Genomic DNA, 16,028 nt, shown 5'->3' with positions numbered 1-16,028 from the left:
ATGGACGTAGAGACTGTTCCAGAACGGGCCGCGACGACGCCCGCCGTGCGGCTCGACGGCGTGCGCAAGGACTTCCGGCGGGCCGACCGCACGCTCGCCGCGGCCGTGGACGGCGTGTCCCTGGACGTGGCCCCGGCCGAACTGCTCGTGCTGCTGGGCCCGAGCGGCTGCGGTAAGACGACGCTGCTGCGGTCGGTCGCGGGCCTGGAACAGCCCGACGAAGGGCGGGTGGAGATCGGCGGGCGGGTCGTCTTCGACGCGGCCCGCGGGCTGGACGTGCCGCCGGAACGGCGCGGCCTGAGCATGATGTTCCAGTCGTACGCCCTGTGGCCGCACATGTCCGTGTTCGACAACGTCGCCTACCCGCTGGTCAGCCGGCGCGGCGGCCGCCCGGCCAAGGACGAGGTCGGCGCGCGCGTGGAGCAGGCGCTGGAGCTGGTGGGCATCCCCGAGCTGGCCGGGCGCTACCCCGGTGAGATGAGCGGCGGCCAGCAGCAGCGGGTGGCGCTCGCCCGGGCGCTGGTCGCCGGGGACGGGCTGATCCTGTTCGACGAGCCGCTGTCCAACGTGGACGCCAAGGTCCGCGAGCGGCTGCGCGCCGAGCTGCTGGCCATGCAGCGCAGGCTCGGCTTCGCCGCCGTGTACGTGACCCACGACCAGACCGAGGCCATGGAGCTGGCCACCCGGATCGCCGTCATGCGGGCCGGGCGGGTCGAGCAGCTCGGCCCGCCCCGCGAGATCTACGACCGGCCCGCCACCCGGTACGTCGCCGGCTTCGTCGGCATCGCCAACGAGATCCCCGGCGAGGTGATGGAGGCGGACGGCGAGCGCGCCGTGCTGCGCACCGCGTACGGCCCGCTGACCGGGCTCGCCGGACCGGGCCTTGAGCAGGGAGCGGACGGTGTCGCGATCTGGCGGCCCGAGCACGGCCGGATGGGCGGGCCCGAGCCGGACGGGCCCAACCGGTGGCGGGCCCGGCTGCGGATCTCCATGTTCGCGGGGCCGCACATCGAGCACCACCTCGACGCCGGCGACGTCGCGTGCCGCCTCTGGTCGGACGGCTCGGACGCCGGCGGCGACGAGGTGTGGCTCAGCGTGGCCCCCGACCGGCTGCTGGTGCTGCCCGCGTGAGCACCACGTCCTCCAGCCAGCGCCCGACGCGCTCGGCGACGCGATCGCCGTCGTAGGTGCGGGTGTCGACGTTGTCGGCCTCGATCTCGATGACCGGGAACCCGGCCGACTCCAGCGCCCGCGCCGTGAAGTAGCCGCCACGGGGATCGTCGGAGACCAGGTGCACGACGCCGTCGATGCCGTGCAGCCGGGCCTCCTTGACGTACCACTCGCTGGACCAGGGCGGCGTGTAGAGCTGGTCGGTGAACGCGGCGAAGCGGGCGGCCAGGGCGCGCATCGGGTCGTCGCCGTGGCGGATGTAGCCGTCGGCGGCGATGGCCAGGTACATCGACCACACGAAGACGGCCCCGTGCTCCTCCTGGAAGCGCTGGTAGAAGCCCATGTCGTACCAGAGGCCGCGGCCGATCCACATCAACCGGGCGCGCTCCCCCGGGCAGGCCGCCTGGCCCGTGTCCACGCGTTCGCGGACCTCCTCGTGGAAGCGGCGGGCCGCGTCGCGGGCCCACTCGGTGCCGCGGTGCCACTGCGGCAGCATGACGCCGGGGATGCCGTCCGCGACGGAGACCGGGGCGGGACGGGCGCGCGCGATGAGGTCGCGCGTCCTCCTGTTCCACTCCTCCTGCTCGTTGACCAGGGCCATCACCTCGCGGAAGCGGGACTCGCGGAACCGCCTGCCGGTGGTGGTCTCCAGGAACCGCACGAGGTTCTCCAGCTCGGCGGTGAGCAGGTCGAGGCGGGCCGGGCCGATGGCCTCCTCCCAGCGGTGCGGCACGAGCTCCCACCAGTTGGCCGGCACCTCGTTCTCGGCGGCGCTCTCCAGCGGGTAGAAGGCGACGCCGGGCTCGCGGCCCCAGATGTCGAAGATCTTGCGCGTCACGTCCCCGGAGGCGTCGCCGACCACGATGGAGGGCTTCGGCAGGCCACCCCACGGTCCGGCGTCCGGATCGGGGTCGAAGGCTGAGCCGAGCGTGACCGCGTTGTACTGCTCGGAGTGGTCGGGCAGGCCGCGCCGCCGCAGCAGCTCCAGGTAGTGGCCGGAGCGCTGCTTGGCGGCCACGACCGACGCCCACCACTGGCTGACGACGTACGGGATGTCCATGGCGCGGAAGATCTCGTGCGGCACGTCGGCGTTGACCACGGCCAGCGGCTCCCCCTCCGCCACCCGCCGCCGCAGCCCGGCGAACCACTCCCGCTGGTGCCTGGCCGCCTCCGCGGCCGTGGCCAGCGTCTTCACACTGCGGTTGTGCACGAGGGGCTTCTTCACGCCGGGCATGGGTCTTCCTTCCGCAGGGCGGCCACGTCGGCGCGCCCGTACTCCTGCCGGTCCAGCAGCACGGCGGGGATGTCGAGGGCGGCCCGCTGGGCGGCGAAGTCCCACGCGGGGGCGTCGTCGGCGGCCCTGGCGTAGGCGACGAACAGCTCGGCCCGGCAGCGGCGGGCCGCCATGGCCGCGTGGGCGGCGCGCTCGGCGGCCGTGGCGCGGTGGGCGGTGGGGCCGTACTCGTGGTAGTGCTCGGCGATCGCGTCCAGGTCCGGGGCGCCGACGAGGCGTTCGGCGAGCGGGTCGCCGAAGGAGTGGTCCTCGCCGACGATGACGTGGCCGTCCGCCTCGATCGCCTCGTAGACGTGCGGCGAGTCGTGGTCGGAGCCGCTGAGGAAGACCCGCCGCCCGCGGTGCTCCGGCAGGCGGCCGGCCTCGGCCAGCAGCGCCCGGAGCGCGGCGACGTGCTCGGCGACGGGGAGGGCGGCGCCGGCGGCGGCGAGGAACTGCCGGCCGGTCAGCCGGGCGGGCACGGCCCGCCGCAGCTCCGCCACGCCTGCCAGCAGGCGGCGGCGCTCGTCGTGCGCGGCCACGGCGCCGGCCACGTCGAGCGGCCGGCCGGTCCAGGCGGCCAGCCGGTCGGCGAACTCGCCGATCCTGCGGCGGACGTAGCGGGCGGTGGTGCGGTGGGGCAGGTGCAGGACGTCCACCAGGTACGCCTCCGGCACGCCCGAGCCCGGCTCGACCCGGCGCAGCTCGCGCAGGGCGTAGAAGAGCCGCAGGGACGCCTCGCAGTCGTGGGAGACGACCACGCGGTCCAGGTCGCCGAAGGCCCCCGACAGCAGGCGGGACAGGATCGAGCGGGCCATGGGGTCGACGCCGCGGCCCAGGTAGCGGTCGCCCTGGGCGGAGCCGGCGCCCGGGTCGCCGGTGAGGCGCAGCGCGTGGAGGCCGGCGGCGGTCAGCAGCTCGACGGGGACGTCCGCGCCGACGTACCCGATGGAGGGGCCGGCCGGCGGCCGGGCGTAGGCGTCCTCCAGGGCGGCCATGGCCGGGGTCACCCTAGATCACCCCCTCGTCGGCCAGGGCCTTGAGCTCGTCGTCGGAGTAGCCGAGCAGGCCGCCGTACACCTCGGCGTTGTGCTCGCCGAGCGCGGGCGCGGGCTCGTCCAGCGCGGCCCCGGCGGCGGAGAAGCGGATCGGCACGCCCGTCCCGTACAACCCGGCGTCGCGGCCGTGGCGCGGGTGCTCCAGCGGCACGACCTCGCCGCGCTCCAGCACGAGCGGGTCGCGGACGGCGGCGACGGGCTCGCGGACCTCGGCCGCGGGCACCCCGTTCCGGGCCAGCAGGTCGAGGATCTCGGCGAGCGGCCGGTCCGCCGCCCACGCCGCGATCATCCCGTGCAGCTCGTCCGCGCCGGCGACGCGCGCGTCGCGGGTGGCGAAGCGCGGATCGGCGGCCAGCTCGGGCCGGTCCATGGCGGCGAACAGGCCGCGGGCGAAGGCGTCGGTCGGCCCGCACAGCGCGAACCAGCCGTCGGCGGCGGGGAACGTGCCGAACGGCGCCAGCCGCGGCACGGTCGTCCCGGTGCGCGACGGCAGGCCCAGCCGCTCGTAGGCGTCGAACGGCTCGCAGGCGACCAGCGAGGTGAGCGCGCCGAGCATGGACACGTCCACGTGCTGCCCGCGCCCGGTGGCGTCCGCCTGGATGACGGCGGCCAGCGTGCCGATCACCGCGTAGAGCGGCGCGACCAGGTCGCCAGCGGGCAGCCCGAAGCGGACGGGCGGCTCGCCGGGCGCGCCCGCGGTCATCATCACCCCGCTGAGCGCCTGCACGATGGTGTCCATCGCCTTGCCGGAGCCCGGCCCGCCCTGCGCCCCGAAGCCGCTGATGGAGGTGCACACGATGCGCGGGTTGAGCGCGCTCGCCCAGTCGTGGCCGATGCCGAGCCGGGCCGTGACTCCGGCGCTGTAGTTGTCGACCATGACGTCGGCCACCCGCACCAGCCCGCCCAGGACGTCGCGGGCCCTGGGGTGCTTGAGGTTGAGCGTGACGCTCCGCTTGTTGCGGCCGCGCAGCAGCATCGACACCGACATGTCGTCCGGCTCGCGCCGGACCGTGGTGAGCCCGTCCGCGCCGACGTAGGGCGAGTTGTTGCGGGAGCTGTCGCCGCCGGTCAGCGGGTTCTCCACCTTGATGACGCGGGCGCCGAGCCCGGCCAGCAGCAGGGTCGCGTACGGTCCGGCCAGCGCGGTCGTCAGGTCGACGACGGTGCGGCCAGTAAGAGGACCCGTAAGAGGACCCGCGGGGGGACCGGCGGGGGGACCCGGAAGAGCGCTTTCAGCCACGCAGCACCACCTCGTCGCCCGCCCAGCCGAACTCCGTGTCCAGGCCCGCCCGGCGGGTGATGTCCGCGACGTACGCGGCGACCCGCCGCCCCTCCTCGCCGTCGCCCAGCGGCACGGGACGGCCCGCGTCGTCGATCCAGCACGGCACGAACCCCGCCGACACCAGCCCGTCGCGGTCGAAGCGGCAGACGGCGATGGCGGTGTTCCTGCTCTCGGGGTGGAAGGGGTAGAACGGCATGTCCGGGTCGGGGGCGAAGCCGTACAGCTCCTTGCGGCGGCGCGCCCATCGGGCCCGCTCATTGGCGTCGCCGGCGGCGGGCGTCAGGGCGTGGGTGACGGTGACGAAGTTGCCGAGCCCGTGGTAGATGGGCCGGTCCCGGTACATCTCGACGCCGCGCATGATGTGGGCGTGGTGGGCGAACACGGCGTGCGCTCCCGCGTCGATCGCGGCACGGGCGACGGGCTTCTCGTACATGGCCAGCGCGGCGGGCGTGTGGCCGACGCCCTTGTGCATCGACACCAGCACGACGTCCGCCTCGGCCGCCAGCGCCGCCACGTCGGCGGCCATCCGCTCCAGGTGGTCGGGGTCGGCGAAGGTGTAGACGGCCGGTGGCCCGCCGGGGCTGGCGTGGTCGAGCTCGTAGTGGGTGAGCACCTTGACGTACGCGCAGCCGGGCTTGCGGCTGGTGGCCCAGGACTCGCGCGGGCCGACGCAGTTGTAGCTGAGCACGCCGACGCGCATCCCGCCGCGCTCGACCACGGCGGGCCGGCGGGCCTCGTCGAGGGTCATGCCCGCGCCCGCGGTGGCCAGGCCGGCCTCCGCCGCGTACTTGAGGGTGTCGGCCACGCCCTGGTCGCCGACGTCGTAGACGTGGTTGCCCGCGAGGGTCACGACATGGAAGCCCGCCCCGGCGATCGCGGCCAGCGCGGCGGGGTCGGCGGGCGGGGCGGGCACGTCGGTGCTGACCTGGGCCGTCGAGGTGCTGTGCGGCACCTCGACGTGGCCGATCACGACGTCGCCGCGGCGCAGCGTCCCGCCGGCGGGGGCGAAGAACGACGCCGGATCGGGCTCGTCCACCACCAGGTCGCCGACGGACATCACGGTGAGGGCACTCATCGGGCGTTCCCCTTCTCCAGCTCCTTCTCCGGCTCACTCGCGGCTTCGCCCTCTGCCACTCGTTCCTGGGAGAACCGCGACAGGAACGCGCGCAGGCGCGGCGACGACGGACGGTCGAAGATCTCCTCGGGCGTGCCGGTCTCGACGACGCGCCCGTGCTCCATGAAGACGCACCGGTCGGCGACCTCGCGGGCGAAGGCCATCTCGTGCGTAACGATGATCATGGTCATGCCACCGGCGGCCAGGGCGCGGACGACGCCCAGCACCTCGTCCACCAGCTCGGGGTCCAGCGCGCTGGTCGGCTCGTCGAACAGCATGATCCGGGGGTCGGTGGCCAGGGCGCGGGCGATGGCCACGCGCTGCTGCTGGCCACCGGACAGCTGCCGCGGATGGGCGTCCGCCTTGCCCGCGAGCCCCACCCGCTCCAGCAGCCGCAGGGCCTCCTCGCGGGCCCGCTCCGGCGTGCGGCCGTGCACGGCGACCTGCGCCTCGGTGAGGTTGCGCAGCACGCTCCAGTGGGCGAACAGGTTGAACTGCTGGAAGACCATGCCCATGCGGCCGCGCTGGGCGGCCACGCGCCGGTCCGGCAGGGGCCGCAGGTGGCCGCGGTGCGACTCGTGGCCGAGCAGCTCGCCGTCGAGGTACATGGCGCCGCCGTCGATGCCCTCCAGCTGGTGGACGCAGCGGACCAGGGTGGACTTGCCGGACCCGGACGGGCCGATCACCGTGACGACCTCGCCCTCGTGCACGTCCAGGCTGATCCCGTCGAGCGCCACGTGGTCGCCGAACCGCTTGCGCACGTTCTGGACGCGCAGGACCGGTGTGGCGTTCACCGCTGCCCCTTTCCGAAGTGCCGCTCCAGGCGCCGCTGGCCGACCGACAGGACGGTGACCACCGCCAGGTACCAGGCGCAGGCGACGATCAGCAGCGGCACGATCTGGTACGTCCTGTTGTAGATCACCTGCACCGAGTAGAGCAGGTCGGCCATGGCGATCACGCTGACCAGCGAGGTGCCCTTGAGCAGGCTGATGAACTGGCTGCCGGTGGGCGGGATGATCACCCGCATGGCCTGGGGCAGGACGACCTTGACGAAGCTCTGCCGGGCGGTGAAGCCCATGGCGCGGGCCGCGTCGCGCTGGCCGCCGTCCACCGCCAGCAGGCCCGCCCGGACGATCTCGGCCATGTACGCGGCCTCGTGCAGCGTGAGCCCGAGGATCGCGGCGGTCAGCGAGCTGATCACCGCGTTGGTGGGCCACGAGGCGAAGGTGGGCCCGAAGGGCACGCCCAGCGAGATCCGCGGCAGCAGGTAGCCCAGGTTGAACCAGAAGATGAGCTGGACCAGCGGCGGTATGCCGCGGAAGACCGCCACGTAGACGCCGCAGGCCCAGGCGAGCGGCTTGAATCCGCTCAGCCGGCCGGCGGCCAGCAGCACGCCGAGCCCGCTGCCCAGCGCCATGGCGACGACGGTGAGCAGCAGCGACATGCCCAGCCCCGCCAGGATGTTGGGGTCGAGGAGGTAGTCGGCGACGACCGGCCACTCGAAGCGCGGGTTGGTGACGAGGAACCAGGCCAGCTGCGCGGCCAGCACGAGCAGCACGGCTCCGGCCAGCCAGCGCAGCGGGCGCACCCGGGGGCGCGCGTCGGCCACGTCCACCGCGGGCGAGCTCATCGCACCGCCGCGGTGTTCAGCTTGGGCTCGTCCACGGCCACGTTCTTGAGGCCGTACTTGTCGACGATCCGCTGGTACTCGCCGTTCTTGAAGATCTCCTTGAACGCCTCCAGCATGACCGGGCCCAGGCCGCCGGCCTTGGGCACCAGCATGGCGAGCTGGTCGATGCCGGCGCCCTGCTCGTCGGACTGCGTCACGTACGTGAAGGCGTCCTTCTCCTTGTTCATCGCGTCGATCGCGCCGCTCTCGGTCATGCCGGCGGCGTCGGCGCGGCCGGACTTGGCGGCCAGGATCGTGCCGTTGGTGTCGGCGAGCCCGATGAAGACGATGGCCGGCTTGCCCTGCTTGGCGCACCAGTCGCTCAGCCGCTTGGTCTGGTCCTCCACGATGCTGCCCGCGGTGCCCGCGACGCGCTTGCCGCACAGGTCACCGGCGCTCTTGACGGCGGCGGAGCCGGACTTGGGGATGAGGTAGGAGGTGCGGCTGACCATCCACACGATGGCGTCGAACTGCTTCTCGCGCTCGGCGGTGTCCTTGACGGGGCCGTTGAAGGCGTCGTAGCGGGAGGCGAGCATGCCGGACAGCGCGGCGGGCAGGCCGTTGACGATCGAGATCTCGGTGCGGACCCCCAGCACCTTGCCGAGGGCGTCCTGCATCTCCTTGTCGATGCCCGTCACGGTCTTGCCGTCGTTGGCGACGATCCGGTAGGGAGGGTGCGAATCCCCGGCGAATCGGATGACGCCCGCCTCCTTGATGGCATCGGGTAGGCGGTCGTACAGGGCCGTCCCGCCGGTCGCTCCCGTCGTCTCGCCACCGCCTCCGCCGCAGGCCGAGGCACCGGCGAGGGTCAGGGCCGCCACGGCCGCGAGGGTGGTCATGGGCAATCTCATGGTGGTCCTCCGGCGACCCGATCATGCTGCAACTGGCGTTGCGATCGTTGGCATTAATGTCACATCTAGGACCGTCCGTCTGTCAAGGGGTCTCGGTGCCCGAAGGAAGGAGGACGCGCGAAGCGAAACAGCGGCACGCTCGCGCCGGCCATCCGCATGACCGGCGAGCGGGCAGGAGAAGACGTCGCGCCCCCGCCGTTGACCGGCGGGGGCGCGACCAGGATCAGCGAGGGGCGAGGATCAGGCTGGTGCGGTGGTGGGCCACCAACTCGGCCAGATCGGGCTCGAACTCGGCGACGATCTGCTTGACCCGGAACTCGGCGAGCGGGCCCAGGGTGTCGTAGATCTCCACGAACACGTTTCTGGCCGCGCCCCGCGGCCAGTCGTCGGGCAGCAGCTCGGCCGGCAGGTCGGGGTCGTGGTTGGGGAAGGTGCGCCAGGTGTCCATGATCCCCGTACGCGCCACCAGGGCCTCCGACGCCCCCACCGCGCCCTTGCGGACGCGGATCAGGAGCGGGGAGTACTGTGCCACGAACCCCTCATAGGTGCGCCGGAGCTGGTCGAAGTCCCATGCCTCCTGCGGCGCCCGCGTGCCGGTCGAGTCGAGCGCCCGGGCGCTGAAGATCGTGGACGTGGGCACCCGCAGCTCGGCCAGCACCGCCGCCGCGTCGCCCGCGTCCGCCGTGGGAGAGACCCACAGCCCGTCGTAGAGCGGGGCGAAGCCCAGCCAGCGCAGCCGGGCGCGCAGCGCGTGGCGCAGGTCGCGCTGCTCCTCGGAGATGGAGAACGCGGCCACCACCCAGGTGCCGTCCCAGGCTCCCTGGTCGAGCCCGAACGACATGATCCGCTGGCGCCCGTCCAGCAGCACGGCGGCGGCCCGGTCGGTCAGCCGGTAGTAGGTGCGCCGCCCCACCTTGGACGACTCCAGCAGGTCCCGCCTGGCCAGGCGGGAGAGGGCGGCACGGGCGGCCACGGCGGACACGCCGAACTCCTCGGCCAGCCGCACCAGCGCCGCCGACGGCAACTGCTCCGGCCTGCTGATCCAGTAGTCGCCGAGCAGCGTCGTGATCAGATGCTGCGGGGGCGCGCCCACCTGGAAGCGCGGGAGATCGACGTCGCCTGTCTCTGCCCATCCACCGTCAGTCACGGTAGGAGTATATGCATTACGCTTACGCATACGAACGCAATCGATCCGTCGTACGTCTCAGGACGGGCGAAGCCGCACCGGAACGGACACCGCGCCGATCTCGGGCATGCGGGCGCTCTCCACCGGCCCGCAGACCTCCAGGGCGGACGTGCGCCGCAGCAGCTCCTCCAGCGCGACGCGCATCGACAGCCGGGCCAGCGGCATGCCGGCGCAGGCGTGCCGGCCGCGCCCGAAGGCCAGGTGCGCCGCGATGTTGGGGCGGCCCAGCACGAACGCGTCGGGATCGGGGAAGACCTCCTCGTCCCGGTTGGCCGAGGCGTAGACGAGGGTCACCGGCTCGCCGGGGCGGATGCGCCGCCCGTGCAGCTCGATCTCGTGGCCGACGGTGCGGGCGAAGCCGCGGTAGGGCGTGTACAGGCGCAGGAACTCCTCCATCGCGGCGGGCATCAGGTCGGGGCGCGCCCGCAGCTCCGACTGCAGCTCGCGGTGGCGCGACAGGTGCACGCAGATGGAGCCGAGCAGGATGGGCGGCGCCACCATGCCCACGACCAGGCACTGGCGCAGCGCGCCCACGATGTGCTCCTCCTCCAGCGGCCGCCCGCCGGGGCGCTCGGCCAGCAGGGAGCTGGCCGGGTCCTCCTCGACCGGGCGCGGCGCCGCGCGGCGGTCCCGCACCAGATCGCGGGCGATGCCGTACATGCGCTCGCTGGTCTCGCCGACCATCTCGCGGTCCAGGGCCCGCCAGGCCCGCACCCAGCGCGCGGCCGTGACGGCCAGCTCCGGGGCGAGCTCCGGGTCGAGGTTCAGCCACTCGGTGGTGACCCAGGCGGGGAACTGCGCGCCGAACTCCTGGGCGATGTCACCGCCGCCGCGCTCCAGGAGCGGGGCCAGCTCGCGCGCGGCGTGCTCGCGCAGCCGCGGCTCCAGGCGCGCGATGCGGGCCCGCTGGAGCGTGCGGTCGAGGGCTCTTCTGTACGGCGTGTGGGCCGGGGCGTCGTAGTTGAGCGGCGGGCGGCGCAGCCCGCGCGGATCGCTCGGGACGACGGCGCGTACGGAGGAGATGAAGGTGACCGGGTCGCCGGCGGCGGCGGCCACGTCGGCGTAGCGGGTCAGCGCCCAGAAGCCGCCGTAGCCTTCGCCGCGGGCCACGGGGCAGGACCTGCGCAGCCGGGCGTACGTCTCCAGGCTCTCCTCGGGGGAGCCGCCCTCGTCCGGGTCGAAGTCGGCGGGGATCATCGGGCCGCCGCCGTGAAGCGCATGGGCACGGAGTTGGTGCCCCACTCGGCCCACCTCGCCATCGTGATCTCGCCGCTCACCTCGAACGCCGACGTCCGCGCCAGCGCCTCCGCCAGCGTCGTGACCAGCATGATGCGGGCCAGCGGAGCGCCGGGGCAGGTGTGGACGCCGCCGCCGAAGGCGAGGTGTCTGGCCAGGTTCGGGCGGTCGAGCCGGAACGTCTCGCCGTCGGGGAAGACGCGCTCGTCCCGGTTGGCGGAGGTGTACACGAGGGCGATGGGCTCGCCGGCCCTGATCAGCCGGCCGCCGATCGTCACGTCCTCGCGGGCCGTCCTGGCCATGCCGCGGTACGGGCCGTACAGCCTCAGGAACTCCTCGACCGCCGCCGGGACGCGGGACGCGTCCGCGCGCAGCAGGTCGGCGAGCGCGGGGTCGCCGCTCAGGTGCACGAACATGTTCCCGATGAACACGCTGGGCGCCACCATCCCGGTCACCAGCAGCTGCCGGACGCAGCCCAGCACCATGTCGGGCGGCAGCGGCTCGCCCTCGTACTCGGCCTCCATGAGAGCGCTGGTGAGGTCATGGCCGGGATCCAGCGGGTGGGCACGCCGCTCGTCGATCACCGCCTGCGCGATCTGGTACAGGCGGCGGCTCAGACGTACGACGTTATCCGTGTCGACGATCTGGATGGCTGCAACGTACGCGGCGCTGATCTCTTTGATCAGCTCGGCCAGTTCGGTCGGCAGATTGAAGAACGCCGCGAACACGTGTGCCGGGAACTTCTGCGCGTAGTCGATCGAGACGTCGCCCTCGCCGGCCTCGATGAGGGGCTGGAGCAACTGGACGGCGGACTCGCGCACCCGCGGCTCCAGCGCGGCCATCCTGTCCCGCGTGAAGAAACGGTTGATCACCCGCCGGTAGGCGGTGTGCTCGGGCGGGTCGAAGTGCAGCGGCGGCCGGCGCCCGGTGAAGGCGAACCTCGGCACCGTGTTCTGCACCGACGTGGTGAACAGGGCGCGGCCGTCGAGGACGCGCTTGACGTCCTCGTACCGGAACAGCGCCCAGAACCCGCCGTCGTAGGCCGTGCTGTGGGCGACCGGGCAGGACGACCTCATCTCCTTGTACAGCGCGTGGGCGCTGGTGAAGGTCTCGGGGGCGCGAGGGTCGAAGTCCTGGGTGAGGCCCTGGGTGAGGTCGCGGGCGGATCCTGTGTCCTGTGGTGGCGTGGTCATCACGGCCTTTCCTCGCGCTCGCAGGCTCGACAAAGACCCTATGACGTTAGACATTTATCATTACGTGCGTCAACAGTGGCGTATATGTCCATGCCACCGCCGAGTGGGCGATCAGCTCTCCGGCGGCTCCTGGCGCAGGGGGAAGTGGCAGGCGACCTGGTGCGTCCCGCCCTCGAGCGGCGGCTCGGTGGCGCAGATGTCCTGCGCCAGGGGGCAGCGGGTACGGAAGCGGCAGCCGGTCGGCGGGTTCACGGCGCTCGGCAGCTCGCCCCGGATGGCCGTGCCCGCATTCGACGCGTGGCCGGGATGGGGTGAGGGGACGGCGTCGAGCAGCGCCTGGGTGTAGGGGTGGCGCGGGGCGCGGACCACCTGGTGGGCGGGGCCCGCCTCCACCAGCTTGCCGAGGTACATCACGCCGATGCGGTCGGCCATGTAGTCCACCACGGACAGGTCGTGGCTGATGAACACGTACGACAGCCCGAGGCCGCGCTGCAGGTCGCGCATGAGGTTGAGCACCTGCGCCTGCACCGACACGTCGAGCGCGCTGACCGGCTCGTCGGCCACGATCAGGCGCGGCCGCAGCGCCAGCGACCTGGCCAGCCCGATCCGCTGGAGCTGCCCGCCGGAGAACTCGTGGGGATAGCGCTCCAGGGCGCGGCGCGGCAGCCCGACCTGGTCGAGCAGCTCGCTGACCCGGGCGCGGCGGGCGGCGGCGTCGCCCACCCGCTGGATCTCCAGCGGCTCCGTGAGGATGGAGTCGATGCGCATGCGCGGGTTCATGGCCGCGTAGCTGTCCTGGAACATCAGCTGCACCTGCCGGTGCATGCGGTGCCGGGCGGCCCTGCCCAGGGTGGCGACGTCGGTGCCGTCCACGATGATCTGGCCGCTGGTGGACGGTTCGAGGCCGGCGACGAGGCGGCCGACGGTCGACTTGCCGCACCCGGACTCCCCCACGATGCCGAGCGTCTCGCCGGGCGCGACGTCGAAGGACACACCGGCCACGGCGCTGACCCGCCCCGAGACCTTGCGGACGCCCGCGCCGCCCGCGTCGTACTCCTTGACCAGGTCGCGCACGGTCAGCAGCGGCTCGGCCGCGCCGGACGCGGCCCGCGGGGCGGCGGACGACGCCGTGATCGCGACGGGCTCGGTGACGGGGTGCAGGCAGGCGAACTCGTGCCCGCTCCCGGCGCCGTCCGGGGTGAGGGCGACGTCGGTGGTCCGGCATTCGTCGGTGGCGAACCGGCACCGGGGCGCGAAGCGGCAGCCGGTCAGCGGCCGCGACAGGTCGGGCGGGAGCCCCGGGATGCTGTAGAGGCGGCCCTGCCCATCAGCGTCGGCCGCGGCGGACTCGGGCAGGGCGCGCATGAGCGCCTCGGTGTAGCGGTGGCGCGGCGAGCGGAACAGCTCGGCCGTCGTGCCGGTCTCCACCACGCGGCCCGCGTACATGACGGCGACCCTGTCGGCGCGGCCGGCGATCACCCCGAGGTCGTGGGTGACGAGGATGACCGCCATCTTGAACTCCTCGCGCAGGTCGTCGATGAGTTCGAGGATCTGGCGCTGGGTGGTGACGTCCAGCGCCGTGGTGGGCTCGTCGGCGATGAGCAGGCGCGGGGAGCGGATGAGCGCCATGGCGATGACCACGCGCTGGCGCATGCCGCCCGACAGCTGGTGCGGGTAGTCGTCGACGATCTTGTCGGGCCTCGGCATGCCGACCCGCCGCAGGATCTCGACGGCCCGATCGCGCGCCTCGGCCTTGCCGATGCCCTGGTGGACGCGCAGGGGCTCGGCGACCTGGGCGCCGATGCGCATGGTGGGGTTCAGGGAGGTGAGCGGGTCCTGGAAGACCATGCCCATCTCGACGCCGCGCACCCGGCGCAGCTCCTGGGCCTCCAGCCCGCGCAGGTCGCGGCCGTCGAAGAGGATCTCCCCGCCGACGACGCTTCCTCCGTGCGGCAGCAACCCCATGATCGACAGTACGGTCATGGTCTTGCCGCTGCCCGACTCGCCCACGATCCCGAGCGTCTCGCCCTGGTCGACCTGGAGGTTGACCTGGTCGAGCGCGTGCACGGTGCCACGCCGCAGCGCGATGTCCGTGCTGAGGTCGCGCAGCCGCAACAGCGGCTGGTGGGTGGCCTCCATGTACGAAACCCTCCTGCTAACGCCGCCGGAGGCGGACCTCGAAGACGTCCCTCAGCCCGTCGCCGATGAAGTTGAAGGCGAGGACGATGAGGATGATGGCGATTCCCGGGGGGTAGAGCAGCCACCAGTGGCCGCTGAAGGTGTCCGACAGGCCGTCGGACAGCATGCCGCCCCAGTTCGCCGCGGGCGGCGGCACCCCCAGGCCGAGGAAGGACAGGTAGGCCACGTACAGGATGGCGTCGGCGACCTGGAAGGTGGCGTTGACGATCACCGTGCCGATGGCGTTGGGGATGATGTGCCGGCGCACCGCGCGCCCGCCGGTGCCGCCCATGCCGCGCATCGCCATGACGTACTCGCGGGTGCGCAGGGTGAGCGCCTCGCCGCGCACCAGCCGGGCGGGGCCGAGCCAGGCGAAGGCGCCGATGATGACGATGAGCATCGGCACCGTGGGCGTGACGATCGAGGCCATGAGCATGAACAGGAAGAGCGCGGGGATCGACATCATCGCGTCGACCACCCGCATCATGACGGCGTCGAGCCAGCCGCCGGCGAACCCGGCGATGGCGCCCCAGATGGTGCCGACGACCGTGGCCAGCAGGCCGGCGGCCAGCCCGACCACGATGGAGGTCTGGCCGCCGAGCATCAGGCGCCCGAACTGGTCGTAGCCCACGCCGTCGGTGCCGAAGGGGTGCCCGCCCGTGCCGGGGGTCAGGAAGACCTGGGTGAGGTCGGTGTGCACCTGGTCGGTCCGGTAGAAGACCGGCCCGAGGAAGCTGAAGGCCGTCAGCAGGACGAAGATGCCCACGCCGACGAGGGCCAGCCGGTTCTCGCAGAAGACCTCGAACCCCTGGCGCCACATCCCGCGGACCGGCGCCTCCTCCTCGTGCGGGGTGGCGGTCATGAGCGGCCCGCCCTGAGCCGCACGCGCGGGTCGACCGCGGCGTAGAGCACGTCGGCGACCAGCGCGCCGACCACGGTGGCCACCGAGATCAGCAGCGTGACGCCGAGCAGGATCGGGTAGTCCCGCTTGAGCGCCGCCTGCCAGAACAGCAGCCCCATGCCCGGGAAGTTGAACAGCCGCTCGACCACGAGGGCGCCGCTGAACAGCGCGGGCAGATACATGCCGAGCAGGGTGATCACGGGGAACAGGCCGTTGCGCAGCGTGTGCCCGACGATCACCCGGCCCTCCGACAGGCCCTTGCTGCGTGCCGTACGGACGTAGTTCTCGTTCAGGTTGTCGACCATCGAGGAGCGGATGTAGCGGGAGTAGACCGCGACGGTGAGGATCGCCAGCGTCACCGTGGGCAGCACCAGCCCGGCGGGGTCGGCCAGCATCTCCGCCAGGGTGAAGCCCTGCGAGGCCTCGGGTGGCAGGACGGGCCACACCTGGGAGAACAGAATGATCATCATGAGACCCATGAAGAAGATCGGCGTGGCGTACGCCAGCAGCGACAGCGCGTTGATCGTGTAGTCGGGCCAGCGGTTGCGGCGCACGGCCTGCACCACGCCCAGCGGGACGGCCACCACGACGGCGAGCAGCGTCGAGGCCAGCGACAGCAGCATGGTCTTGGGCAGGCGCTGGACGATGGCCTCGGCCACCGACTGGTTGAGCTGGAAGGAGTAGCCCAGGTCACCTTGGACCAGCCGCTGCAGGTACATCGCGTACTGCTCCCACAGCGGCCGGTCGTACCCCATCTCGTGATTGAAGGCGGCGATCTGCTGCAGCGTCGCTTCCTTGCCGAGGATGGCCCGAGCCGCGCCTCCTGGCAGCAGGTGCAGGATCACGAACGTGATCAGCGTCACCAGGATCACGATGACCAGGGCCTGGCCCAGGCGCGTGAGGAGGTACCTGGTCAA

The 16,028-nt window shown here is 72.8% G+C and carries 14 protein-coding genes; 1 reads left to right on the top strand and 13 read right to left on the bottom strand.

The annotated features are described in order from the left end of the window. A complete protein-coding gene (locus tag FH608_RS39345; RefSeq protein ID WP_226900297.1) occupies positions 1-1,131 on the top strand; it encodes an ABC transporter ATP-binding protein in 1,131 nt (376 codons plus the stop codon). Here the strand turns inward: FH608_RS39345 and FH608_RS39340 are convergent. From FH608_RS39340 to FH608_RS39280, 13 genes are all read right to left on the bottom strand, one after another. Beyond that, positions 1,091-2,404 carry a 2-hydroxyacyl-CoA dehydratase family protein gene (locus tag FH608_RS39340; RefSeq protein WP_226900296.1) on the bottom strand — a complete coding sequence of 438 codons (1,314 nt, stop codon included), beginning with the start codon at positions 2,402-2,404 and terminating at the stop codon, positions 1,091-1,093. The two genes, FH608_RS39345 and FH608_RS39340, sit on opposite strands and share 41 nt — an antisense overlap. Then, complete coding sequence (locus FH608_RS39335) at positions 2,392-3,453, bottom strand: 2-hydroxyacyl-CoA dehydratase family protein (protein ID WP_139635503.1); 1,062 nt, start codon at positions 3,451-3,453, stop codon at positions 2,392-2,394. The genes FH608_RS39340 and FH608_RS39335 overlap by 13 nt, the downstream gene beginning before the upstream one ends. Before the next feature lies 1 nt (position 3,454). Then, the gene (locus tag FH608_RS39330) at positions 3,455-4,741 is read right to left on the bottom strand and encodes a CaiB/BaiF CoA transferase family protein (RefSeq protein ID WP_139635502.1); all 1,287 of its coding nucleotides are present in this window, start codon (positions 4,739-4,741) and stop codon (positions 3,455-3,457) included. Further along, a complete protein-coding gene (locus tag FH608_RS39325; protein ID WP_139635501.1) occupies positions 4,734-5,858 on the bottom strand; it encodes a CapA family protein in 1,125 nt (374 codons plus the stop codon). The genes FH608_RS39330 and FH608_RS39325 overlap by 8 nt, the downstream gene beginning before the upstream one ends. Beyond that, positions 5,855-6,691: an amino acid ABC transporter ATP-binding protein gene (locus FH608_RS39320; RefSeq protein WP_139635500.1), complete on the bottom strand. Its 837-nt coding sequence runs from the start codon at positions 6,689-6,691 to the stop codon at positions 5,855-5,857. The genes FH608_RS39325 and FH608_RS39320 overlap by 4 nt, the downstream gene beginning before the upstream one ends. Beyond that, the gene (locus FH608_RS39315; protein WP_139635499.1) at positions 6,688-7,527 is read right to left on the bottom strand and encodes an amino acid ABC transporter permease; all 840 of its coding nucleotides are present in this window, start codon (positions 7,525-7,527) and stop codon (positions 6,688-6,690) included. Before FH608_RS39315 ends, FH608_RS39320 begins: the two co-directional genes overlap by 4 nt. Further along, complete coding sequence (locus FH608_RS39310; RefSeq protein WP_226900295.1) at positions 7,524-8,405, bottom strand: transporter substrate-binding domain-containing protein; 882 nt, start codon at positions 8,403-8,405, stop codon at positions 7,524-7,526. Before FH608_RS39310 ends, FH608_RS39315 begins: the two co-directional genes overlap by 4 nt. A gap of 235 nt (positions 8,406-8,640) precedes the next feature. Continuing rightward, on the bottom strand, positions 8,641-9,564 hold the full coding sequence (locus FH608_RS39305) for a PaaX family transcriptional regulator (protein ID WP_226900294.1): 924 nt from the start codon (positions 9,562-9,564) through the stop codon (positions 8,641-8,643). Positions 9,565-9,621: 57 nt separating this feature from the next. Next, positions 9,622-10,800, bottom strand: a complete 1,179-nt coding sequence (locus FH608_RS39300; RefSeq protein WP_139635498.1) for a cytochrome P450 — start codon at positions 10,798-10,800, stop codon at positions 9,622-9,624. Further along, positions 10,797-12,032 (bottom strand): cytochrome P450, encoded by a 1,236-nt coding sequence (locus FH608_RS39295; protein WP_139635497.1) that lies wholly within the window; start codon positions 12,030-12,032, stop codon positions 10,797-10,799. Before FH608_RS39295 ends, FH608_RS39300 begins: the two co-directional genes overlap by 4 nt. Before the next feature lie 111 nt (positions 12,033-12,143). Continuing rightward, on the bottom strand, positions 12,144-14,171 hold the full coding sequence (locus FH608_RS39290; protein WP_139635495.1) for an ABC transporter ATP-binding protein: 2,028 nt from the start codon (positions 14,169-14,171) through the stop codon (positions 12,144-12,146). Between the two features lie 16 nt (positions 14,172-14,187). Then, positions 14,188-15,072, bottom strand: a complete 885-nt coding sequence (locus FH608_RS39285) for an ABC transporter permease (RefSeq protein WP_139635493.1) — start codon at positions 15,070-15,072, stop codon at positions 14,188-14,190. Continuing rightward, positions 15,069-16,028 carry an ABC transporter permease gene (locus tag FH608_RS39280; RefSeq protein WP_139635491.1) on the bottom strand — a complete coding sequence of 320 codons (960 nt, stop codon included), beginning with the start codon at positions 16,026-16,028 and terminating at the stop codon, positions 15,069-15,071. The genes FH608_RS39285 and FH608_RS39280 overlap by 4 nt, the downstream gene beginning before the upstream one ends.

Origin of the sequence: Nonomuraea phyllanthi, from assembly GCF_006334985.2 — a bacterium.
Taxonomy (GTDB): domain Bacteria; phylum Actinomycetota; class Actinomycetes; order Streptosporangiales; family Streptosporangiaceae; genus Nonomuraea; species Nonomuraea phyllanthi.
Note: the sequence above shows the minus strand (reverse complement) of the source record. Positions and strands in the feature narration are given on the sequence as shown.